This window comes from Kitasatospora sp. NPDC018058, from assembly GCF_044327205.1.
Taxonomy (GTDB): domain Bacteria; phylum Actinomycetota; class Actinomycetes; order Streptomycetales; family Streptomycetaceae; genus Kitasatospora.
The window spans coordinates 243497-265475 of sequence record NZ_JBIRFA010000001.1 but is presented as its reverse complement, the minus strand read 5'-3'; the positions used below and the strand labels follow the sequence as shown (position 1 = coordinate 265475).

The following is a 21979-nucleotide window of genomic DNA, read 5'->3' as shown; positions in this document are numbered from 1 at the left end:
ACTCGCCCCCCTTCGGGCGTTCTGGCTCGTGGGAGCGGCATAGGCTCGCCTCGTCGCCTTGTCGCGGGAGGGAAGCCGCCCATGAGCGAGCGATGGGGGGGTACCCCCGGCCGGAGGCCGGGGGAGAGCGAATCATCGAGAGGTGCGCGTGGGCGAGTGCCCCCGCCGAGCGAAGGAAGTCGGGCGCATGAGTACTCCACCGTTCCTGGCTCTGCCCGGTTGTGCCCGGGCGGAGCGTGTGGTGACCGCGCGCGGGGAGTTCGCGGCGCTGCGGGCGGAGCCGGACGGGCCGGTGCGCGGGTCCGCGCTGATGGTGCCGGGGTTCACGGGCAGCAAGGAGGACTTCATCGGGCTGCTGGCGCCGCTGGCGGCCGCCGGGTACCGGGTGACGGCCGTGGACCAGCGGGGCCAGTACGAGACCGGCGGACCGGACGAGGCGGCCGCGTACGGGGTGGCGGCGCTGGGCGCGGACGTGCGGGCGCTGACCGAGGTGCTGTCGGCCGAAGGAGTGCCCCTGCACCTGCTGGGGCACTCCTTCGGCGGCCAGGTGGCGCGGGAGGCCGTGCTCGCGGCCGCCGCCGAGGGGCCGCTGCCCTGGCGTTCGCTGACCCTGATGGCCACCGGCCCGGGGGCGATCGACCCGGCCGAGGCGGCCCGGACCAAGCTGCTGCTGGACGTCCTGCCGGTCATGACCCTGGAGGAGATCTGGCAGGTCATGCGGCAGATGGACGAGAGCAGCGACGCACCGAAGCCCGTCCTGGAGCCGGACGTCGCGGAGTTCCTGCACCGCCGCTGGGTGGCCAATGTGCCGCGGGCACTGGCCGTGACCGGCGGGCACCTGGTGTCCGCGCCGGACCGGGTGGACGAGCTGGCCACGGTGACCGCCGGGGTGCTACCGGTGCTGGTGCTGTCCGGGGTGCGGGACTACGCCTGGCCGGTGCCGGAGCAGTCCCGGATGGCGGAGCGGCTGAGCGCCCGCCGGGTGGTCGTCGCGGACGCGGGCCACTCCCCCAACGCCGAACAGCCGGCCGCCACGGCTGAGGCGCTGGCCGCGTTCTGGCTCTGACGACCCGGGTTCCGGGCCGAAGGAGCGGCCCCAGCGGAGCCCCTCGCGACACCCCTGCCGGAGTGGTCTGAACCACTTCTGGAAGCTCGACCGTCCTCGACGCAGGACAAAATTCGTTAGTTACGGTAATCTTTGATTCTGTCCGGGAATCATCGCCGGCCCTCACGCAGGTGCCAATCAGTCGAAACCTGGACGTTACGGACGAGCAACGGCCCAGTAGCACCGCCACGGCACCGTGGTTGCACGAGGCATTGGACGCACCAGGCAAGCAGGGGGAGCCCTTGCCGCAGCAGACCGCCGCACGTACGACGCGATCGGTCCGGCCGTACCGCCGGATCCGCAAGACCCCGAACGGGCTGATACCGACTCAGCCGCAATCGCCCCGCCCCGCGGGGCCAGGAAAGGAGACGCCCATGACCAAGCCCATGCGCTTCGAGATCCTCCGACTGGACGACACCGACGGCTCCGCCACCGACCGCCTGATCGCCGACGCCGAGACCGTCCGCGAGTACGTCGAGGCCGCCGCCCGCACCGGCGAGCGCCTGCTCATCCGCCCGTGCCCGACCGTCTGACCAAGCGCGGCGCCTCCGACCGGGAGCCCTCACCCGCCGCCGACGAGCCCGGCGCGTCCGATCCGGACGTTCCGATACCCGACTGACGCCCCGTCACCGCATTCGCCGATGACGGGGCGTCAGCGCGTCCGGGGCCTGACCCCGGGGACGTTTGCCGCCGCCCGCGACGGGACATGCCCCAACGGGAACCGCCCGCGCCGCGCCCACCCCGCGTCGGCCGGGCGTCCGCCACCGACAGGTGCCGCCGAGCCGTCCGTACGGGTGATCGTCCTTGACGCGGCGGTCCGGAGGGAGGAGCGTTGTCGGCTATGAGGGGCGAGCCAAGCTGCCCGAGGTGCGCCGGTCGGGTCCGCGCCCCCGGTCTGTTCTCAGACACCTGGCAGTGCAACCGGCACGGAGCCGTGCACCCGATGCAGCCCGTGCTGCCCCCCAGCGTGGAGGCCCTGGGCGTGGCCGTCGCCCGCTCACAGGTCCCCGTCTGGCTGCCCTGGCCGCTCCCGGTCGGCTGGCTCTACACCGGCATCGCCCACGTCGGCGACGACGTCTCCGGCGCCCGGGCCACCGCCGTCGCCTGTTCCGGGCCGGCCCCGCTCGGCGGCTTCGGCGAGCTGGTGCTGATCGCCGAGGAGCTGGGCGTCGGGCTCGGCGCCCGCTACGCCGGACTGCCCGGCCCGGACCCAGGCGATTCGGTCGGCCTCTACAAGCCCGCCGACGCCAAGCTGATGGCCGCCGGGCGCCCCACCCCGATGTTCCACGTCCCGGACGCCCCGGCCGACCGCGCGGTGTTCGCCGGCGAGGCCCGCGGGCTCTGGCTCTGGGCGGTCGCCTGGCCCGAGCAGTCCGCCCTGGTGATGTACGACGAGCTGGTGCTCACCGACCTGCGCGAGGCCGGCGCCGAGCTGGACCTGCTGCCCTGCGGGGCCCTCTCCCCCCGGCTGCTCGGCTGACCGACCCGCGAACGGCCTATCCTGGGCGGCACCCACGAGCCTCCAGGAGTCCGCCCCGTGCGCATCGACCTGCACGCCCACAGCAACGCCTCCGACGGCACCGACAGCCCCGCCGAGCTGGTCGCCGCGGCGGTCGCCGCCGGCCTCGACGTGGTGGCCCTCACCGACCACGACACCGTCGCCGGCCACGCCGAGGCCGCCGAGGCGGTGCACGCGCTGCCGGACGGCGCCCGGCTGACCGTCGTCCCGGGCGCCGAACTGTCCTGCGTGGTGGACGGCATCAGCATGCACCTGCTGGCGTACCTGTTCGACCCGCGGGAGCCGGAGTTCGCGCGCGAGCGGGAGCTGGTGCGCACCGACCGGTTCCGGCGCGGGCGGGCGATCGTCGAGCGCTGCCGCGAACTCGGCGCGGACATCAGCTGGGAGCAGGTACAGCGGATCGCCGGGGCCGGCTCGGTCGGGCGGCCGCACATCGCCAGCGCGCTGGTCGAGGCGGGCGTGGTGGCCACCGTCTCGGACGCCTTCACCCAGGACTGGCTGGCCAACGGCGGCCGGGCGGACGTGCGCAAGCACGAGACCGACCCGGTGGAGGCGGTCCGGCTGGTCCGGGCGGCCGGCGGGGTGCCGGTCTTCGCCCACCCGGGCGCGGTCAAGCGCGGCCGGACGGTCTCGGACCGGGTGATCGCCGACCTCGCGGCGGCCGGGCTGGCCGCGCTGGAGGTCGACCACACCGACCACGACGAGGAGACCAGGCAGCGGCTGCGCGGCCTGGCCGGCGAGCTGGGCCTGCTGGTCACCGGCTCCAGCGACTACCACGGCAGCCGCAAGACCGTCCGGCTCGGCGAGCACACCACCGACCCGGCGGTGTACGAGGCGCTGCTGGCGCAGGCCACCGGCGCCAAGCCGATCGAGCGCTGAACGGAGCGCCGCGCGGGGGGCGGGGCGGCCGTACCGGCATGCGGGGCCTCTGCCGCGCTCCCGCGTACGGAGGCGCGGCACGGGCGTGCGTAGTGGCCCGCACACCCGGCCTGAACGGTCGTCAGTCGAGCCGGACGCCGCGCCGGTCCGGGTCGCGCAGGTCGGTGCCCTGGTTCAGCCAGCGCTCCTGGAGCGCGGCCGCGCCGTGCACCCGCTTCCAGCCCGCCTCGTTGGGCGTCATCGGCAGCAGCGGCAGGAAGCGCACCGGCTCGGCGGGCTCGGCCAGTTCGAGGTCCTCGACCAGGCCGCCCGGCTCGGCGGCCAGCACCGAGGTGAAGGGGGCTCCGTCCCAGAGCGGGGCGCCGAGGTCCAGCGAGCCGCCGGGGGCCACCACCAGCCCCTCGACCTGCGGGGTCGCGGCGAACGTGGCGAGGCTGCGCAGCACGCTGTCGCGCCCGCCGCGCACGGTCAGCACCAGTTCGACGCGTGGGCCGCGCACCTGGTCGGCGACCAGCGCGGTCGGGTCGGCCATCGGCGCGGCGGACATCCCGAGCGTGGTGTAACGGACCAGTCCGTCGGCGTCCGGGCCGAAGCGCAGCACCTCGATCCGGTCGGCGCCGAGGAAGGTGACGGCGGCGCGGCCGCCCGGTTCGCCGAAGGTGGAGACCAGTCGGGCCTCGACGGCGGCCAGCACCGCCTCCCGGGAGAGTTCCGGGGAGTTGCCGCCGTGGGGGTCGCCGAAGGACGGGAAGTCGTGGGCCATGCCGGTGAGCGTAACCGGCCGGGGTACGCGGGCTTCGTGCGGGCGGTGCGGCGGGCCGGGGCGTCAAGGGTCCGCAAAGGGAGGGGAAACCCCTCGGCGCCGATGCCCGGTCAGATGTTAGGGTGAGCGACTGGCCACCGGGATCGTTCGTCCCGGGGCGGCGGCGCGAAGGAGGTGGTTGCGGTGGATACCGGCCGACCATGCAGTACCGGCAGCTCTGCCCGGCCCCGACTTCCCCGCTTCCCTCGCCTCGCAGGCCGTACCGGCTGATCCAGCCGTAGTGGCCCCGGGCGCGGATCGACGGCGGACGGACCGGCCGGGAGAGCACCCTCATCCCCTTCACCGGTGTTCCTCGCCGTCGCACCACGGCCCTGCTTCCCGCGTTCTCCGTGCCGCCGTGCGACGGCTCCTGCCCCAGGGAGCCTGCCATGTCGATGATCAACAGCCTGCGCGCCGCCGTCCGCACCAACCGCCGTCGGAGCGTCACCGGTCCGTACGACGCCGTGCCGGAAGGCGACAGCTCGGCGATCGTGGACTGCGCGGTCTACCAGCACGGCCGGCGCAGCGGTGAGACCTGCAGCCCGCACGACGCCGCCCGGCGGGTCAAGGCGGCGCACCAACTCCCGGGCAGCTCGGGGTCGTTCAGCTGGATCGGGCTGCACGAGCCGACCGAGGGCGAGTTCGAGGGCATCGCGCAGCGCTTCGGCCTGCACCCGCTCGCGGTGGAGGACGCGGTGCACGCGCACCAGCGACCCAAGGTGGAGCGCTACGACGACGTGCTGTTCGCCGTCTTCAAGACCATCCGCTACGTCGAGCACGACCAGCTCACGCCCACCAGCGAGGTGGTGGAGACCGGCGAGCTGATGGTGTTCGCCGGGCGGGACTTCGTGATCACGGTCCGGCACGGCGGCCACGGTTCGCTGCAGGAGCTGCGGCACCGGCTGGAAGCGGACGCGGACGAGTCCGGGCTGCTGTCCAAGGGCCCGTCCGCGGTGCTGCACGCGATCGCCGACCACGTGGTGGACAACTACCTGCTGGTCGCCGAGCGACTGCAGAACGACGTGGACGAGATCGAGTACGGCGTCTTCTCGGCCAAGGGCGGGCGCAGCGCCGATGTCGGCCGGGTCTACCAACTCAAGCGCGAGGTGCTGGAGTTCAAGCGTGCGGTGGTACCGCTGCTGCGTCCGATGCAGCAGTTGTCGGAGCCGTCGCAGGGGCTGGTGGACCCGGACATCCAGAAGTACTTCCGGGATGTCGCGGACCACCTGGCCCGGGTCACCGAGCAGGTGCACGGCTTCGACGAGCTGCTGAACTCACTGCTGCAGGCGAACCTGGCGCAGGTCTCGGTGGCGCAGAACGAGGACATGCGCAAGATCACCGCCTGGGCGGCGATCTTCGCCGTACCCACCATGATCACCGGCGTGTACGGGATGAACTTCGACTACATGCCGGAGCTGCACAACCCGTACGGCTATCCGGCGGTGCTCGGCGCGATCTCGCTGATCTGCGTCGGGATGTACCGGGGCTTCCGCCGCAACGGCTGGCTGTAGGCGGGGTTTAGGGCGCGTCCGACGATTCGCGCCCGGCGGGAACCGTCGGACACGCTTTAGGGCCGCTGCCCGCCGCGGGCCACCAGGACCAGGCCGAGCAGGATCAGCACCACCGCCGGGTAGGCGGCCGCCGGGGGCCACTGGCCGAGCCAGAGGGCGGCGATCAGGGCCGCGCCCGGGGTCTCCAGCAGGATCGCGGTGGAGGTGATCGAGGGGCCGAGGTTGCGCACCACCCGGTTGCTGAGCGAGTGCCCGAGCAGCTGGGCGACGACCATCAGCAGCACGATCTGCCACCAGGCCCCGGCCGACCAGCCGGACAGCGGCGTCCCGGTGGCCAGGCAGATCACCAGCAGGCCGACCGCGGTGGTGGCGTAGCAGATCAGGGTGTAGCCGGTGGTGCTGACGGTCTTGCGGACCTCGGCGCCGAGCAGCATGTACCCGGCCGCGGCGAGGCCGGCGGCGAGGGCGAGGGCGTCGCCGAGCAGGGCGCGCGGGGAGAGCGAGAGGTCGACGCCGGTCAGGACGAGGACGCCGGCGAAGGCGACGACCGTACCGAGCCAGACCGTGCGCGGGGCGCGGACGCCGAACAGCCGCATCAGCAGGATGGTCCACAGCGGGGTGGTGGTGACCAGAGCGGTGGCGGAGGCCACCGAGGTCATCCGCAGGCTGGGCATCCAGAGTGCGAAGTGCACGGCGAGCAGGGCGCCGGCGGCGATCGCGAGCAGCAGTGCCCGGCGGCCGATGCCGCGCAGTTCGGCGCGGTGGCGCAGCAGGGCGTAGGGGCCGAGGACGCCGACGGACATGACATTGCGCCAGAGGGCGATGGCCAGCGCGGGTGCGGCGGTGGCACTGATCAGCGGCCCGGAGAACGAGATGCCGCCGATGGAGACGGCGAGCAGCAGCAGGTCGAGGGTGGGGAGCGGGTGCGCGGGCCGGGGGTCGTCGGCGGCGGGGGTGGCAGGGGCGGTCGCGGGCCGGGCGGCGGGCACGGCGCTCCTTCGCTGGTCATGGTGTGGGGCGCTCATACGGTAAGGCCCGTGGCGCGCGAATGGAACTGTCGCCCGGAGGCTGAGACATCCGGTGGACAGGAAGCGACGGCAAGGAGCGGGAAGGGACGGCGAAGGCGGGGAACCCGTACGCTGTCGGCCATGGACCGTACGCCCGCCGCCGCGACCACCGACGACTTCCTCGACCAGGCCCTGCTGGAGGAGGCCGCGAAGAAGTCCGGTCTGCTCTGGGTGCGCGCGGACGGCCAGGAACAGGCCCGGCCGCTGTGGCACGCCTGGCACGACGGCGCGGTGGTGGTGGTCGGCGACGGCGGCGAGCAGCCGCTGCACGGTCTGATGCCGGGCGCCGGGGCCGTGGTCACGGTGCGCAGCAAGGACAAGGGCGGTCGGCTGACCGGCTGGGGCGCCAGGGTGGTGGAGCTGGCGCCGGGCGGCGAGGCCTGGCGGGGCGCCGTGGAGGAGCTCAGGGGCAAGCGGCTGAACGCGCCCGACACCGACGCCATCACCGAGCGCTGGGCCCGCGAGTGCCGGGTGCTGCGGCTGGAACCGGCCGGCGCGCTGACCGAGCGCCCGGGGGCGATGCCGGACGGCTCGCACGCGGCCCAGCCGATGCCGACCCCGGCCACCACCCGCCGCCCGATCCCCGCCGGTCTGCCCAAGCTGCTGTTCAAGCGCCGCTGACGGTTCACGTCCACGACTCCTGCGGCCGCTACCGTGCCACTCCGGGCCGGGCCCCGAGCACACGGGTAGCCTTGGCGGCGGGTGTGTTCGGCGCACCCTCCTCACGGCGTCGAGCGATCAGAGGGAGTCCATGGCAGGGCCAGGCACCCGGGTCTTCATCTCCCATCTCTCCGCCATCGCAGTCTTCGACCCGAACGGCGACCAGGTCGGGAGGGTCCGGGACGTGGTGGTCTCGCTGCGGCTCGGCGGCCGCCCGCCGCGGGTGCTCGGTCTGGTGGTCGAGGTCGTCGGCCGGCGCCGGATCTTCCTGCCGATGACCCGGGTGACCAGCCTGGAGTCCGGCCAGGTGCTCACCACCGGCCTGATCAACCTGCGGCGCTTCGAGCAGCGCCCGTCCGAGACCCTGGTGCTCGCCGAGCTGCTGGACCGCACCGTCACCTGGTCCAAGACCGGTGAGGCGGTCACCGTGCTGGACGTCGGCATGGTGCAGACCCGGTTGCGCGAGTGGGAGATCAGCAAGGTCTTCGTCCAGGTCGGCCGGGCCGGTCGGCTGCGCAAGGGCAAGGGCGAGCGGCTCACCCTGGACTGGCAGGACGTCACCGGCTTCGCGCTGCCCGAGCAGGACCAGGGCGCGGCCAACCTGCTGGCCACCTTCGAGCAGCTGCGCCCGGCCGATCTCGCCAGCGTGATGCACCACCTGTCCGCGAAGCGCCGCGCCGAGGTGGCCGCCGCGCTGCCGGACGACCGGCTCGCGGACGTCATGGAGGAGCTGCCCGAGGACGACCAGGTCGAGATCATCGGCAAGCTGAAGGACGAGCGCGCCGCCGACGTCCTGGAGGCGATGGACCCGGACGACGCCGCCGACCTGCTCTCCGAACTGCCCGGCGAAGAGGCGGAGCGGCTGCTCCAGCTGATGGAGCCGGAGGAGGCCGCGCCGGTGCGCCGCCTGCTGTCCTACGAGGAGGACACCGCCGGTGGTCTGATGACCACCGAGCCGATCGTGCTGGAGCCGGACGCGACGGTCGCCGAGGCGCTGGCCCGGATCCGGGTCAGCGACCACAAGCCCGCGCTGGCCGCGCAGATCTTCGTCTGCCGCCCGCCGAACGAGACCCCGACCGGCCGCTACCTGGGCACCGTGCACTTCCAGCGGCTGCTGCGCGAGCCCCCGTACGTCCTGGTCGGCTCGCTGGTGGACGACGACCTGGACCCGCTGCCACCGGACACCCCGCTGTCACTGGTCACCAGCTACCTGGCGACCTACAACCTGGTGGCCGCGCCGGTGGTGGACGAGGCGGACCACATGCTGGGCGCGGTGACCGTCGACGACGTGCTCGACCACCTGCTGCCCGAGGACTGGCGCGACGCCGCGCTGCACGCCCGCGACGACGAGAGCGAGGAGATGGCCGGTGGACGGTGACCGCAACGGACGGCCGGACGACTCCGCGCGCCGGCGCCTGCAGGGCGAACTGCGGGAGCTGCGCCAGCTGCGCGAGCTGCGCGCCCGCGAGGGCGGCGGCCGGGACCGCCTGGAGACCGCCCCGATCACCGGCTCCAGCCGCTCCCGGCTCGACCAGCCGCGCACCGCCCGGCCCGGCCTGATCACGCTGCCGTCCTACGACCCCGAGGCCTTCGGCGTGCTGTCGGAGCGGATCGCCCGCTTCCTCGGCACCGGGCGGTTCATCGTCTGGATGACGGTGGTGGTCGTCATCTGGATAGGGTGGAACAGCCTGCTGCCGGCCAGCGTGCGCTTCGACGAGTACCCGTTCATCTTCCTGACCCTGGCACTGTCGCTGCAGGCCTCCTACGCGGCGCCGCTGATCCTGCTGGCGCAGAACCGCCAGGACAACCGGGACCGGGTCAACATGGAGCAGGACCGGGCCCGCAGCGACCGCAACATCGCCGACACCGAGTACCTGACCCGCGAGGTCGCCGCGCTGCGGCACGGGCTCGGCGAGGTCGCCACCCGTGACTTCATCCGCTCCGAGCTCCAGTCGCTGCTCAAGGAGATGGACGAACGCCGGGACTCCTCCGGAACGTTGTGACCGGCAGCACGCTACCGACCGGTTAAGCGGTTCGCCCGGAGCCGTACCATCAAGGCATGGCCAACGAGACAGAGGTCGCGGGCGGCGTCACGGAGGAGTCCGTACGCGAGGCACTGGCGACCGTCAACGACCCGGAGATCAACCGCCCGATCACCGAGATCGGCATGGTGAAATCGGTCGAGATCGCCGAGGGCGGCGCGGTGCGCGTCGCGGTCTACCTGACCGTCTCCGGCTGTCCGATGCGCGACACCATCGTCACCCGGGTCCGTGAGGCGGTCGGCAGGGTGCCCGGCGTGACCGGCGTCGAGGTCGAGCTCGACGTGATGAGCGACGAGCAGCGCAAGGAGCTCTCCCAGCTGCTGCGCGGCGGCGCCCCCGAGCGGGAGATCCCGTTCGCCAAGCCGGGCACGCTGACCCGCGTCTACGCCGTCGCCTCCGGCAAGGGCGGCGTCGGCAAGTCCTCGGTGACGGTCAACCTGGCCGCCGCGATGGCCGCGGACGGCCTGAAGGTCGCCGTGGTGGACGCCGACATCTACGGCCACAGCGTGCCGCGCATGCTGGGTGTCGAGGGCCGGCCGACCCAGGTCCAGGACATGATCATGCCGCCGCAGGCGAACGGCGTGAAGGTCATCTCGATCGGCATGTTCACCCCGGGCAACGCCCCGGTGGTCTGGCGCGGCCCGATGCTGCACCGCGCGCTGCAGCAGTTCCTCGCCGACGTGTGGTGGGGCGACCTGGACGTGCTGCTGCTGGACCTGCCGCCCGGCACCGGCGACATCGCGATCTCGGTGGCCCAGCTGATCCCCAACGCGGAGATCCTGATCGTCACCACCCCGCAGATGGCCGCCGCCGAGGTGGCCGAGCGGGCCGGCACGATCGCGGTGCAGACCCACCAGAAGATCGTCGGCGTGATCGAGAACATGTCCGGCATGCCGTGCCCGCACTGCGACGAGATGATCGACGTCTTCGGCACCGGCGGCGGCCAGACCGTCGCGGACGCGCTCACCCGCACCGTCGGCGCGACCGTCCCGGTCCTCGGCTCGATCCCGATCGACGTCCGGCTGCGCGAGGGCGGCGACGACGGCCGCCCGGTCGTGCTCGCCGCCCCCGACTCCCCGGCCGGCGCCGCCCTGCGCGCCGTGGCCGGCAAGCTCGGCGGCCGCCAGCGCGGCCTGTCGGGCATGTCCCTCGGACTGACGCCCAAGAACAAGTTCTGACATCGGCGGACAGAACGGGCCGGGTGCACTCGCACCCGGCCCGTTCGCATGCCCTCGGGCGGCGAGACGCCCGACCCGCCCCTCGCGGGCCCTACGGGCGGGCGTAGGCGCTCAGGTCGGGGACGGTGGCGAAGCCGACGCCGTAGGCGCTGACGCCCCGGCCGAAGGCGCCGAGCAGGATGCCGGGGGCCTCGCCCGCGAGCACCCAGCCGTACTCCGACTCGCGGTAGCGGAAGGGCTGTGGCGAGCCGTTGACCGGCAGGCTGAGGGCGGACCAGCCGGGGCCGGCCAGGTCGTCGGCAAGGTCCCAGGCCAGGGCGCTCTGCTGGTCCAGCCAGTCCCGGCGCAGCGTCCGGTCCAGCTGGCCGGGCCAGGTCGCCGCGAGCAGGCCGGAGCCGGCCAGCCAGGCGGCGGAGGAGGCGGAGGTCGCCTCCAGGGTGCCGGTGTTGTCGGCGCTGCGGCGGCTGTCCCGGCGGGCCACGGTGACCACGCCGGCGAACTTGCGCATGTCGCGCGGCTCGTACTGCCTGGCCGGCTCGTCGCCGTGGCCGAGGGTGCCGTAGTCGACGCTGCCGGCCGCCGCCCCGGCGCGGCCGGCGCCGGCGCCGGCGCCGGCCTGCATCAGGAAGCGGCGGCCGGTCCAGCCCTCGTCCAGGCCGTACCAGGGGAAGTCGGCGGACAGGTAGGGCACCAGCGGGTCCGCCGGGCCGGCCTGCCCGCCGACCACCGGGCCGCCGGCCGTGGCCGTCGCCCCTCCCACCTGACTCGTCGCGTCCATCCCCGGGCCTCCTCAAAACGCACGTATGCCTGCCGTGGCGCGCTCCCATGGTGGCGCACCTCGGCGTTCCCGGAGCCGTTCCTGGTCCGCGCGAGCGCGGATGTGACGGACGGCCCAGCGGGAACAATCAGCACAATAGCGGCGTGGATGCCGCTGCCCCGCTCAGCCGGGCGGCCGGGCGGAGCGGTGGCGTCGAGTTCCGGCCGGGGCCGCAGGGCCTGTCGGCGGGTTTCGTCGGACCCGCCGAGGACCCGCCGAGCACCTGTCGGACAGGCCCTACGTCGCGTCGGGGTCGAACGGGGGACGCTCGCCGGGCTTCAGCGGGGCGCCGGTGGAGGCGGCCGCCGGGGCGGCCTTGTCGAAACTCACGTTGCCCGCCCGGCCGTTCACCGGCGCCGCGGGCTTGTCGTCCAGGACGGAGCGGATGTCGAGCGAGTCCTTCATGTCCTTGAGGCCCAGCGGGTCCTCCTCGCCGCCCATGAGCTGCTTGCGGACGAAGGTCTTGGGGTTGAGGTCCTCGAACTCGAAGTCCTTGAACTCGGGACCCAGCTCGCTACGGATGTCCTCCTTCGCGTTGTCGGCGAAGGAGCGGACCTTGCGGATGAAGCCCATGGTGTCCTGGATCAGCTTCGGGAGCTTGTCGGGGCCGAAGATGATGATCGCCATCACGATCAGGGTCAGGATCTCCAGCCCGCCTACGTCGCTGAACACCTTTGCTCCCTAGCTCGCCGGATGACGGTTCCTCCAGAGTAATGGCCACCGGCGGGTCTCTGGTCCACGCTGCGATGAAGCCGTGGTAAAGACCAGCCGGTGGCCGGGCCCGAAGGCGGGGTGTTCGCTAGCGGACCTGCTGGCGAAGGGCCGCGATGGTGCCCGGGTAGCGCTCCGGCGAGGAGGACGGGCTCGCCTCGCGGGTGGCGGCGACCGGGCGGCCCGGGAAGTCCACCTGGATCTGCGCGGTCATCGGGACCAGGCCGCCGCGCCCGGTGGTGCCGCCGCCGATCGGGCTGACCGTGGTGCCGTGCTGGTCCTCGCCCTGGGCGAGCCCGCCGACGCCGCCGAGCGTCACCGCGGCGACGGAGAAGGCGCCCGCGGCGGCGAACACCAGGCGGCGCCCGCGCGCGGCGGGGCGGACGGCGGCCGCGGCCGGCTGCGGCCGGACGGCGGTGCGGTCGGGACGGGCGGCGGACTCCGGATGGCCGGTGCGCCGGCCCATCAGGGGCCGCAGCACCGAGCCGCGACCGAAGGCACGCGGGTCGACCCCGGGCACCGGGGTGTCGGCGCCGAGCGCGCCCGCGCCGAAGGAGGCGCCGGCGCCGCGGCCGAAGGAGCCGCCGGTGAGCCGACTGCCGCCGAGCGTGCCGGTGGCGGCGACCCCGCCGCCGGGCAGGTCGTCGTCGTCGCGGCGGCCGCGGTCACCCGGCCAGCCGCCGTCCGCCGGGGCGTCCTCCGGCAGGTTGCCGACGGCCATCAGCCGGGCCATCAGCGAGGTGGACGGGCCGGGGGTGTCGGTGCGGGTCAGCAGGTGCTTGACGGCGCGGCCCTCGTCGGCCTCGGCCTTGCACTGCGGACAGGTGGCCAGATGGGCCTGGACCCGCTCGCGCGAGTCGTGCCCGAGTTCACCGTCCAGGAAGGCGGACAGGCGGTCGCCCAGGTGGTGTTCCTCGGCAGCGGGCTCCACGGGGCGTACCGGCACCGCGCGCAGCGCCGTGTCGCCCGGCAGTGGGACTGCGGGCAGCAGCGGCTCACCGGGGTCGTCACTGCCCCGGCGGCCCAGCGCCCAGCTCCGCCAGGTCTGGGGCCGGTCGGACGCCTCCGACCGTTCCGGACCGGACCGGCTGGTTTCGCTCACGATCGCCTCCGTCCGCGCCCACCCGGCGCAGCCGCGGCCTCGGCGGCGGCGACGGCGCCCACCGGCACCGGCTCCTCCGAGCCGCCGCGGCGCTCACGGCCGGGGATCTGGCCGGGGGCGCGGTGCTTGAGCGCGGCGCGCAGGTGCGAGCGGCCGCGGTGGATGCGGCTGCGGACGGTACCGAGCTTGACGCCCAGCGTGGCGGCGATCTCCTCGTAGGACAGGCCCTCGATGTCACAGAGCACCACGGCGGCGCGGAACTCCGGGGCGAGGGTGTCCAGGGCGTGCTGCACGTCGGCGTCGAAGTGGGTGTCGCTGAAGTGCTGGGCCGGGCTGGGCTCGCGGGAGGCGAGCCGCTCGGCCGCGTCCTCGCCGAGCGCGTCGAAGCGGATGCGCTGGCGGCGGCGGACCATGTCCAGGAACAGGTTGGTGGTGATCCGGTGCAGCCAGCCCTCGAACGTGCCGGGGGTGTAGGTCGACAGCGAACGGAACACCCGGACGAAGACCTCCTGGGTGAGGTCCTCGGCGTCGTGCTGGTTGCCCGTCAGCCGGTACGCGAGGCGGTAGACGCGGGCGCTGTGCGCCTCGACGATCTCCTCCCACGTCGGCGGAGTCCAGCTCTGCGCGTCGGGTCCCTCGGCGAAGGTCGCGAGGGCGGGGGCCACGGTGGTACCGACGGCCGGCGTCTCGGCGGCGGCGGGGTCCAGGTCGGAGTGCGCAGGCTGGTTCATCACGGGCTTCGGCGTACGGGCCGACGCGGTGCCGCGGGAGTGCCGCCGCACAGGGACGTCGCCCTCGGCCACACCTCCTCGGTCGGCTCTTCTGCCCAGCAGGGCCACCACCATATCCACCTCACCCGTCAAGCCCGGATAAAAGTGCCCGGGAGGTCTCCCGCACCCGGTCCTCAGTGACAACGGCCCGCCGCCGTACGCGGTTCCCGCCCGGCCAGTAATCTGTGGCAGGAAATATCGACATCCCTCCGCACCGGGCCGCCGCCCGGGGCTCCGAAAGAGGCAGCCATCAGCGAGTTCGGGCCCGCGCGCGCGGCCCTCGCCGACACCTACGTGGGCGAGGACGCGGTGCTGACCTACGCCCGGGCGCAGTCCGCGCGGACGGGGATACGGGCCATCGGGCCGAGCGGCGGGGCGTGCCTGCGGCTGCTGGCCGCGGCGCTGGACGCCAAGGCGGTGGCCGAGATCGGCACCGGCACCGGTGTGTCCGGCGTCTACCTGCTGCGCGGGATGCGGCCGGACGGTGTGCTCACCACGGTGGACTCCGAGCCGGTGCGCCAGCAACTGGCCCGCGAGGCCTACCAGGCCGCCGGGTTCGCGGCCAACCGCTCCCGGTTCATACCCGGCCGGGCGCTGGAGGTGCTGCCCCGGCTCGCCGACGGCCAGTACGACCTGGTGTTCTGCGACGGCGATCCGGCCGAGTCCCGGGAGTACCTGTCGGAGGCTCTGCGGCTGCTGCGGCCGGGCGGGATGGTCTGCTTCGAGGGGGTCTTCCAGGAGGGCCGGCTGGCCGAGCCGGAGCTGCAGGACCCACAGACCGGCGCGGTGCGGGACCTGGTCCGGGACGTACGGGAGAGCGACGCGCTGCTGCCCGCGCTGCTGCCGGTCTCCGACGGGCTGCTCTGCGCCGTGAAGCGCTAGCGGCCCCGCAGAACGCGCGGGCCCGGGCCGACATGACGTCGTACCCGGGCCCGGCAGCACATCTCCAGGAGATGGCGAGCACCCGCTGCGGTCAGCCGCAGGCCTTCTTCAGGGCCTCGCCGAGGGCGTCGGCCTCGTCAGGCGTGAGCTCCACCACGAGGCGTCCGCCGCCTTCGAGCGGAACGCGCATGATGATGCCCCGCCCCTCTTTGGTGACTTCGAGCGGGCCGTCACCCGTCCGCGGCTTCATGGCCGCCATGCTCGTTCCCCTTCCTGCAACCGCTCAGCTACGCACCGGCAGTCCGTCCACCGCCGGTATCGAACGCATTGATCGGAAGCCATTATCCCGCATGCCACGGCCTGATGACCAACATCACTCTCGGTGCAACCTCGGCCGGACCGACTCCAACCGCCGCAATTGGCGTCATAAGCCCCGGCGTGGCGGCCTTGCCGTCACCGCCGGAAGGTGCGATACCTCACACTCCCCAGCCGGCCGTGTGCTCCGGCATCCTGGCACAACCATCGACGCGACGATCGTTTAGGGAGCCCTCGCCCATGTCCGATTCCGTGCTGTACGAGCTGGACGGCGGCCTGGCCGTCATCACCATCAACCGCCCGGAGGCGATGAACGCCCTGGACGTCGCCACCAAGGTCGCCCTGCGCGACACCGTGACCGAGGCGGCCGCGGACCCGGCCGTGCGGGCGGTGCTGCTGACCGGGGCGGGCGAGCGGGCCTTCTGCGTCGGGCAGGACCTGAACGAGCACCTGGCGATGCTGAAGCGGTACGAGGAGACCGGCGAGGGCGCGCTGCGGACCGTCGCCGAGCACTACAACCCGCTGACCCGGGCGCTGGCCGGGATGCGCAAGCCGACCGTGGCCGCGGTCGGCGGGGTGGCGGCCGGCGCGGGCGCCTCGCTCGCCTTCGCCTGCGACTTCCGGATCCTCTCCGACCGGGCCGGCTTCAACACCGCCTTCGCCGGGATCGGCCTGACCGCCGACTCGGGCGCCTCCTGGACGCTGCCCCGGCTGGTCGGCCATGCCAAGGCCACCGAGCTGCTGATGCTGCCCCGGACGGTCAAGGCCGCCGAGGCGATGGAGCTGGGCCTGGCCACCAAGGTGGTGCCGGCCGAGGAACTCGCCGCCACCGCACGGGTCTTCGCCCGCGAGCTGGCCGAGGGGCCGACCGTGGCCTACGGCGCCATCAAGGCGTCGCTGGCGTACGGCGCTTCGCACTCGCTGGACGAACTACTCGACAAGGAGGACGAGCTGCAGACCCTGGCCGGCGAGAGCGAGGACCACCGGATCGCGGTGCGCGCCTTCATCGCCAAGGAGAAGCCGAAGTACGTCGGCCGCTGAGGCTCAGCGCTTCCGCTTCCCGCCGGTGCGGACGTGGCAGTCCGCCAGGTGGTCGTCGACCAGACCGCAGGCCTGCATCAGGGCGTAGGCGGTGGTCGGGCCGACGAAGCGGAAGCCGGCCTTCTTCAACGCCTTCGCCAGCGCCGTCGACTCGGGCGTGACGGCCGGCACCTCCGCCAGCGTGCGGGGGGCCGGCCGGGCCGGGTCGGCGGCGAACCGCCAGATCAGCGCGTCCAGGCCGCCGTCCAGGTCGCGGGCGACCTTGGCGTTGGCGATCGTCGCCTCGATCTTGGCCCGGTTGCGGATGATGCCCGCGTCGGCGAGCAGCCGCTCCTTGTCCGCCTCGCCGAACTCGGCGACCTCGGCGATCTCGAAGCCGGCGAACGCGGCCCGGAAGCCCTCGCGGCGACGCAGGATGGTCAGCCAGGACAGGCCGGACTGGAAGGCCTCCAGGCAGACCCGTTCGAACAGGGCGTCGTCGCCGTGCACCGGGCGGCCCCACTCGGTGTCGTGGTAGACGCGGTAGTCGTCGGTCGAGTCGCCCCAGCCGCAGCGGCGCCGGCCGTCCGCGCCGAGCACCGCGCCCTCCGCGACGTCGGTCACTGCTCCGTCCCCGGCTTCGCGTCCTCGGGGGCCTCGGCGGGCGCCGCGGCGGGCTGGACCACCTTGGCGAACTCCTCCAGGCCGGGCAGCGGTTCGGCGTCCGGGTCCGGGGCGGCGGTGGCCTCGACCGCACCGCGCAGGTGGGCGGCGGCCTCCAGCTCGGCGATCCGCGAGTCGCGGTAGGCGAGTTCGGCGCCGAGGCGGTCCAGGACGTCGTCCACCTCGTCCATCCGGTAGCCGCGCAGGGCCATCGGCAGGCGCAGGTCGTCCACGTCCGTCTTGCTCAGCGGTCGGTCCTGCGGCAGCCGCGCGGCGATGCGGTCCGGCACCGCCTCCGGCATCGAGCCGCCCCCGCCCAGCGCCACCAACGCGGCGCCGCCGACCACCACGGCCATGGCGACCACGATCACCCAGAACACGAGCTGTCCTCCCGAACTCCCGGCCGGTCCTCGATCAAGTGCCAGGGAACCAGACTGATCATGACAGCATGGTCCCTAGTGAGGCCGGGGGCCATCATCGCACCCGCAGGAGCTGTGGAGGAGACATCGGTGGCACTGCGCCTGGGACCGCGCGAATTCGGTGACGACGAGCTGGTGATCATGGCGATCGTGAACCGGACGCCGGACTCGTTCTTCGACAAGGGCGCGACCTTCGCCGACGAGGCCGCGTTCGCCGCCGCCGACCGCGCGATGGCCGAGGGCGCGGCGATCCTGGACATCGGCGGGGTGAAGGCCGGTCCCGGCGACGAGGTCACGGTCGAGGAGGAGCTGCGGCGCACCGTCCCCTTCGTGGCCGAGCTGCGCAAGCGCCACCCCGACGCGGTGATCAGCGTGGACACCTGGCGGCACGAGGTCGGCGAGGCGGTCTGCGAGGTGGGCGCGGACCTGCTGAACGACGCCTGGGGCGGGGTGGACCCGGAGCTCGCCGAGGTGGCCGCCCGGTACGACGTCGGGCTGGTCTGCACCCACGCGGGCGGCGCCGAGCCGCGCACCCGGCCGCACCGGGTCGGGTACGAGGACGTGATGGCGGACATCCTGCGGGTGACCGTCGGGCTGGCCGAGCGGGCGGTGGGGCTGGGCGTCCGCCGGGACGCGGTGATCATCGACCCGGGGCACGACTTCGGCAAGAACACCCGGCACTCGCTGGAGGCCACCCGACGGCTGCCGGAGATGACCGCGACCGGCTTCCCGGTGCTGGTCTCGCTCTCCAACAAGGACTTCGTCGGCGAGACCCTGGACAAGCCGGTAAACGAGCGGCTGCTCGGCACCCTGGCCACCACGGCGGTCTCGGCCTGGCTGGGCGCGCAGGTGTACCGGGTGCACCAGGTCGCGGAGACCCGCCAGGTGCTGGACATGGTCGCCTCGATCCGGGGCGTCCGCCCCCCGGCGGTCGCCCGCCGGGGGCTGGCCTAGGGCCCCTCGACGGCGCTCGGCTCGCCTCCGGAGCGCTCGGGACCCGGTGCCGACGCTCGCTCGCGCTAGATCTCGTCGGCGGGCCGGCGGGCGTCGGCGAGGATCTTCATGACCTCGTCGATCTCGTCGGTGATGTGGAACAGCTCCAGGTCGTGCGGGGCCGCCTTGCCCTGCTCGACCAGGGTGTTCTTCAGCCACTCGTAGAGGCCGCCCCAGTAGGCGCTGCCGTAGAGGATCACCGGGAAGCGGGTGACCTTCTTCGTCTGCACCAGGGTGAGCGCCTCGAACAGCTCGTCCAGCGTGCCGAGCCCGCCGGGCAGGACCACGAAGCCCTGGGCGTACTTCACGAACATCGTCTTGCGGACGAAGAAGTAACGGAAGTTCAGCCCGAGGTCGACGAACTCGTTGAGGCCCTGCTCGAAGGGCAGCTCGATGCCGAGCCCGACGCTCAGCCCGCCGGCCTCCGTGGCGCCGCGGTTGGCGGCCTCCATGGCACCCGGGCCGCCGCCGGTGATCACCGCGTAGCCGGCCTCGGCCAGGGCCCGGCCGATGGCCACCCCGGCCTCGTACTCGGGCGAGTCGACCGAGGTCCGGGCGGAGCCGAAGACACTGATCGCGGGCGGGAGTTCGGCGAGGGCGCCGAAGCCCTCGACGAACTCGGAGGTGATCCGCAGCACCCGCCAGGGGTCGGTGTGCAGCCAGTCGGTGGGACCGGTGGTGTCCAGCAGGCGCTGGTCCGTGGTGCTCGTACCGACCTGGTCCCGGCGCACCAGTACCGGGCCCTTCTGCTTCTCGGGCCAGGCCTTCTTCTTCCGCGGCACGCCGACCTGCTCGGGGCCGTGTCCGTAGTGCTTGTCGTCTCCTGTGCCTGTCATGACGAAACCCTACGCCGACCTTCCCCCGTTTTCAGGCAACGGGGGAAGGTCGGTCGGGCAACCGGAAGATGGCGGTCAGCCGCCGGTCGGATCAGCCGTCGAACCCCGAACCGGCCCGGATCAGTCGGTCAGCCAGGCGCGCAGCCGGGCCTCGGTCTCGGCGATGGCGGTCAGCGAGCAGTGCTCGTCCCGCTTGTGCGCGAAGTTCGGGTCGCCGGGGCCGTAGTTGACCGCCGGGACGCCGAGCGCGCTGAACCGGGCGACGTCGGTCCAGCCGAACTTGGCCCGGGCCTGGCCGCCGGTGGCCGCCAGGAAGGCCTGCGCGGCCGGCTGGGAGAGGCCGGGCAGGGCGCCCGCGGCGAAGTCGGTCACGGTCAGCTCGAAACCGTCGAAGACCTCGCGCACGTGCTTCTCCGCCTCGGCCTCGCTGCGGTCCGGCGCGTAGCGGAAGTTGATCGTGATCACGCACTCGTCCGGGATCACGTTGCCGGCCACGCCGCCGTCGATCCGCACCGCGTTGAGGCCCTCGCGGTACTCCAGGCCGTCGATCTCCACCCGGCGCGGCCGGTAGTCGGCGAGCCGGGTGAGCACCTCGGCGGCATGGTGGATGGCGTTGTCGCCGAGCCAGCTGCGGGCCGCGTGGGCGCGCACACCGGTGAGCCGGATCTGCGCCCGCAGGGTGCCCTGGCAGCCGCCCTCGACCACGGCGCCGCTGGGCTCCATCAGCACCGCGAAGTCGGCGGCCAGCCACTCCGGACGGTCCTTGGCGAGGTGGCCGAGGCCGTTGCGGTGGGCCTCCACCTCCTCGCAGTCGTAGAACACGTAGGTGAGGTCGCGGTTGGGCTCCGTCAGGGTGGCGGCCAGGCGCAGCGCGACGGCCACACCGGACTTCATGTCCGAGGTGCCGCAGCCGTAGAGCAGGTCCCCCTCGACGTACGAGGGCAGGTTGTCGGCGATCGGCACGGTGTCCAGGTGGCCGGCCAGCACGACGCGCTCACCGCGGCCGAGGTCGGTGCGGGCGACCACGTTGTTGCCGTAGCGGTCCACGATGAGGTGCGGGTAGCCGCGCAGGGCGGTCTCCACGGCGTCGGCGAGCGCCTGCTCGTCGCCGCTCACCGAGGGGAAGTCGACGAGTCGGGCGGTCAGCGCGCCGCCGTCGAGAGTGAGGTCCAGGGGCGTCGGGTTCGGGCTGCTCATGGCGCCAGCCTATCCGCGCGGATGTGCGGCTCGTGTGGGCGTTCTGTGACACGGAAGGTGCCCGGATCGGCAACCGGAGTACGCCGCACATCCGTCCGAGTGGGTACGGTGTCGGATCAAGATGGCGGGCGCGAGAGGGGCGACGGTGGCCAGGAAAAGGAACAGCGAGGAGCTGGGCGAGGAGCTGGGCGACGAAGCGGCGCCCCGCCGCCGCGGCCCGGTGCGCGCGCTGTTGCTCGTGCTGGTCGGGCTGCTCGGCCTGGCGATGGTCGCGGGCCTGGCGGTGGTCGGGATCTGGTGGTTCGGGTTCCGGCCGGGCGTCTCGGAGGAGTGCTCGGTGAAGACCGCGGCCGGCAGCGGCACGCTGGAGCTGCCGCAGGCCGCCAACGCCGCGACGATCGCCGCGGTGGCGCGTTCACGCGGGCTGCCGGACCGGGCGACCGCGATCTCGCTGGCGACCGCCATGCAGGAGTCCAAGCTGCGCAACCTCGCGGGCGGTGACCGGGACTCGATCGGTCTGTTCCAGCAGCGGCCCTCGATGGGCTGGGGCACCCCGGCGCAGATCGCTGACCCGGTGTACGCGACCAACAAGTTCCTGGACGGTCTGGTCAAGGTCAACGGCTACACCCGGATGCCGCTGACCGACGCGGCCCAGGCGGTGCAGAAGAGCGGCTACCCGCAGGCGTACGCCAAGCACGAGACCAAGGCGACCCTGCTGACCTCGGCGCTGGCCGGGCGTGAGCCGGGCTCCTTCAGCTGCGTGGTGCACGACTACGCCAAGCCGGACCCGGCCGACTCGCCGTCGCCGACCGCGGGCGCCACGGCGACCCCGGCCGCGCAGCCGGACCGTGCCCAGGTGCTGTCCGACCGGGTGCGCCGGGAGTTCGGCCGGACCGTGACCCCGGCCACCGGCTACACCTCGACGATCAAGGGTGCCGAGAACGCGGTCTCGCTGACCCCGGACCCGGCCGCCGCCGCGCTGACCTCCTCGGCCGACGCCGGGGCCGACGCCGGGGCGAGCGCGGAGCGGGCCAGCGGCTGGGAGGTGGCCCACTGGGCGATCGCGCAGGCCCAGCAGCTGGGCATCGCCACGGTGGCCTACGACGGGAAGATCTGGCGCAAGACCAAGTCCGAGGACGGCTGGCAGACCCAGACCTCGGGGACGTCGACCAAGCTCGTTCAGGTCACCCTGGCCCCGTACGACAAGAGCTGACGCACTGATGTACGGGTTGCCGCCGAACGGGTGATTCCCGTCAACTCCGGTGGACTGACCGCCCGTTCCGGCGAACCCGGGTGGAGAACCGTCACTTCCCATGGCCGGGGCCGATTCGACGGTGCGCGGCGGGGCCCGGTGAACCCCGCCGCCGTGGTCATACGATCCGATGGTCGGTCGGGAACTTTCCTTGCACCGGCCGAAACCTTCTGGCTTCTCAAGCGGTAACAACCTCGTCCGCCCGGTCCCGTCCAGGCCCGGTCGTCCACCCGGTGGAC

General features: G+C 73.4%; 24 protein-coding genes. 13 read left to right on the top strand and 11 right to left on the bottom strand.

Going from position 1 to position 21979, the window contains the following annotated elements:
* The first annotated feature begins 187 nt into the window (after positions 1 to 187).
* The 4 genes from ACH4E7_RS01215 (at position 188) to ACH4E7_RS01200 (ending at position 3503) form a co-directional block, all read left to right on the top strand.
* Positions 188 to 1066, top strand: a complete 879-nt coding sequence (locus ACH4E7_RS01215) for an alpha/beta fold hydrolase (RefSeq protein WP_396246916.1) — start codon at positions 188 to 190, stop codon at positions 1064 to 1066.
* A 413-nt stretch (positions 1067 to 1479) separates the two neighbouring features.
* Positions 1480 to 1638, top strand: a complete 159-nt coding sequence (locus tag ACH4E7_RS01210) for a hypothetical protein (protein WP_380615731.1) — start codon at positions 1480 to 1482, stop codon at positions 1636 to 1638.
* A 308-nt stretch (positions 1639 to 1946) separates the two neighbouring features.
* On the top strand, positions 1947 to 2585 hold the full coding sequence (locus tag ACH4E7_RS01205) for a DUF6758 family protein (RefSeq protein WP_396246915.1): 639 nt from the start codon (positions 1947 to 1949) through the stop codon (positions 2583 to 2585).
* A 57-nt stretch (positions 2586 to 2642) separates the two neighbouring features.
* Positions 2643 to 3503: a PHP domain-containing protein gene (locus ACH4E7_RS01200; protein ID WP_396246914.1), complete on the top strand. Its 861-nt coding sequence runs from the start codon at positions 2643 to 2645 to the stop codon at positions 3501 to 3503.
* A 121-nt stretch (positions 3504 to 3624) separates the two neighbouring features.
* Here ACH4E7_RS01200 and ACH4E7_RS01195 read toward each other — a convergent pair whose 3' ends face one another.
* The gene (locus tag ACH4E7_RS01195; RefSeq protein WP_396246913.1) at positions 3625 to 4266 is read right to left on the bottom strand and encodes a suppressor of fused domain protein; all 642 of its coding nucleotides are present in this window, start codon (positions 4264 to 4266) and stop codon (positions 3625 to 3627) included.
* A gap of 428 nt (positions 4267 to 4694) precedes the next feature.
* Between ACH4E7_RS01195 and corA the strand changes: the two genes are divergently transcribed.
* Positions 4695 to 5816, top strand: coding sequence for a magnesium/cobalt transporter CorA (corA, locus tag ACH4E7_RS01190; protein ID WP_396246912.1), 1122 nt, complete (start codon positions 4695 to 4697; stop codon positions 5814 to 5816).
* Between the two features lie 56 nt (positions 5817 to 5872).
* Here the strand turns inward: corA and ACH4E7_RS01185 are convergent, their stop codons facing one another.
* A complete protein-coding gene (locus tag ACH4E7_RS01185; protein ID WP_396246911.1) occupies positions 5873 to 6841 on the bottom strand; it encodes a DMT family transporter in 969 nt (322 codons plus the stop codon).
* A gap of 123 nt (positions 6842 to 6964) precedes the next feature.
* Here ACH4E7_RS01185 and ACH4E7_RS01180 point away from each other — a divergent pair, with 123 nt between their 5' ends.
* The 4 genes from ACH4E7_RS01180 to ACH4E7_RS01165 all read left to right on the top strand — a co-directional run bounded on the left by ACH4E7_RS01180 (position 6965) and on the right by ACH4E7_RS01165 (position 10763).
* On the top strand, positions 6965 to 7504 hold the full coding sequence (locus tag ACH4E7_RS01180) for a hypothetical protein (RefSeq protein ID WP_396246910.1): 540 nt from the start codon (positions 6965 to 6967) through the stop codon (positions 7502 to 7504).
* A 130-nt stretch (positions 7505 to 7634) separates the two neighbouring features.
* Positions 7635 to 8921, top strand: a complete 1287-nt coding sequence (locus ACH4E7_RS01175; RefSeq protein ID WP_396246909.1) for a magnesium transporter MgtE N-terminal domain-containing protein — start codon at positions 7635 to 7637, stop codon at positions 8919 to 8921.
* Between the two features lie 76 nt (positions 8922 to 8997).
* Positions 8998 to 9546, top strand: coding sequence for a DUF1003 domain-containing protein (locus ACH4E7_RS01170; RefSeq protein ID WP_396247138.1), 549 nt, complete (start codon positions 8998 to 9000; stop codon positions 9544 to 9546).
* A gap of 56 nt (positions 9547 to 9602) precedes the next feature.
* Complete coding sequence (locus tag ACH4E7_RS01165; RefSeq protein WP_396246908.1) at positions 9603 to 10763, top strand: Mrp/NBP35 family ATP-binding protein; 1161 nt, start codon at positions 9603 to 9605, stop codon at positions 10761 to 10763.
* A 91-nt stretch (positions 10764 to 10854) separates the two neighbouring features.
* On the opposite strand, the gene ACH4E7_RS01160 is transcribed toward ACH4E7_RS01165, so the two are convergent.
* The 4 genes from ACH4E7_RS01160 to sigE all read right to left on the bottom strand — a co-directional run bounded on the left by ACH4E7_RS01160 (position 10855) and on the right by sigE (position 14238).
* Positions 10855 to 11541, bottom strand: coding sequence for a hypothetical protein (locus ACH4E7_RS01160; protein ID WP_396246907.1), 687 nt, complete (start codon positions 11539 to 11541; stop codon positions 10855 to 10857).
* A gap of 276 nt (positions 11542 to 11817) precedes the next feature.
* Complete coding sequence (locus tag ACH4E7_RS01155) at positions 11818 to 12252, bottom strand: sec-independent translocase (protein WP_396246906.1); 435 nt, start codon at positions 12250 to 12252, stop codon at positions 11818 to 11820.
* Between the two features lie 127 nt (positions 12253 to 12379).
* Positions 12380 to 13393: an anti-sigma factor family protein gene (locus tag ACH4E7_RS01150; RefSeq protein ID WP_396246905.1), complete on the bottom strand. Its 1014-nt coding sequence runs from the start codon at positions 13391 to 13393 to the stop codon at positions 12380 to 12382.
* A complete protein-coding gene (sigE, locus tag ACH4E7_RS01145; protein WP_396246904.1) occupies positions 13390 to 14238 on the bottom strand; it encodes an RNA polymerase sigma factor SigE in 849 nt (282 codons plus the stop codon). Before sigE ends, ACH4E7_RS01150 begins: the two co-directional genes overlap by 4 nt.
* 174 nt (positions 14239 to 14412) lie before the next feature.
* Here sigE and ACH4E7_RS01140 point away from each other — a divergent pair, with 174 nt between their 5' ends.
* Positions 14413 to 15045: an O-methyltransferase gene (locus tag ACH4E7_RS01140; RefSeq protein ID WP_396247137.1), complete on the top strand. Its 633-nt coding sequence runs from the start codon at positions 14413 to 14415 to the stop codon at positions 15043 to 15045.
* A 91-nt stretch (positions 15046 to 15136) separates the two neighbouring features.
* Here ACH4E7_RS01140 and ACH4E7_RS01135 read toward each other — a convergent pair whose 3' ends face one another.
* Complete coding sequence (locus ACH4E7_RS01135; protein ID WP_014137929.1) at positions 15137 to 15304, bottom strand: DUF3117 domain-containing protein; 168 nt, start codon at positions 15302 to 15304, stop codon at positions 15137 to 15139.
* A gap of 296 nt (positions 15305 to 15600) precedes the next feature.
* Between ACH4E7_RS01135 and ACH4E7_RS01130 the strand changes: the two genes are divergently transcribed.
* Positions 15601 to 16401 (top strand): enoyl-CoA hydratase-related protein, encoded by an 801-nt coding sequence (locus tag ACH4E7_RS01130; protein WP_396246903.1) that lies wholly within the window; start codon positions 15601 to 15603, stop codon positions 16399 to 16401.
* Between the two features lie 3 nt (positions 16402 to 16404).
* On the opposite strand, the gene ACH4E7_RS01125 is transcribed toward ACH4E7_RS01130, so the two are convergent.
* Entirely contained in the window at positions 16405 to 17004 is a 600-nt protein-coding gene (locus tag ACH4E7_RS01125; RefSeq protein WP_396246902.1) for a DNA-3-methyladenine glycosylase I, read from the bottom strand.
* Complete coding sequence (locus ACH4E7_RS01120) at positions 17001 to 17423, bottom strand: DivIVA domain-containing protein (protein WP_396246901.1); 423 nt, start codon at positions 17421 to 17423, stop codon at positions 17001 to 17003. The genes ACH4E7_RS01125 and ACH4E7_RS01120 overlap by 4 nt, the downstream gene beginning before the upstream one ends.
* 180 nt (positions 17424 to 17603) lie before the next feature.
* Here ACH4E7_RS01120 and folP point away from each other — a divergent pair, with 180 nt between their 5' ends.
* Complete coding sequence (gene folP / locus ACH4E7_RS01115) at positions 17604 to 18416, top strand: dihydropteroate synthase (protein WP_396247136.1); 813 nt, start codon at positions 17604 to 17606, stop codon at positions 18414 to 18416.
* Positions 18417 to 18481: 65 nt separating this feature from the next.
* Here the strand turns inward: folP and ACH4E7_RS01110 are convergent, their stop codons facing one another.
* Both ACH4E7_RS01110 and dapE read right to left on the bottom strand, forming a co-directional pair.
* Entirely contained in the window at positions 18482 to 19291 is an 810-nt protein-coding gene (locus ACH4E7_RS01110) for a TIGR00730 family Rossman fold protein (RefSeq protein WP_396246900.1), read from the bottom strand.
* 120 nt (positions 19292 to 19411) lie between these two features.
* A complete protein-coding gene (gene dapE, locus ACH4E7_RS01105; protein WP_396246899.1) occupies positions 19412 to 20488 on the bottom strand; it encodes a succinyl-diaminopimelate desuccinylase in 1077 nt (358 codons plus the stop codon).
* Between the two features lie 145 nt (positions 20489 to 20633).
* Between dapE and ACH4E7_RS01100 the strand changes: the two genes are divergently transcribed.
* Positions 20634 to 21701: a hypothetical protein gene (locus ACH4E7_RS01100; RefSeq protein ID WP_396246898.1), complete on the top strand. Its 1068-nt coding sequence runs from the start codon at positions 20634 to 20636 to the stop codon at positions 21699 to 21701.
* The last annotated feature ends 278 nt before the right edge of the window (positions 21702 to 21979 follow it).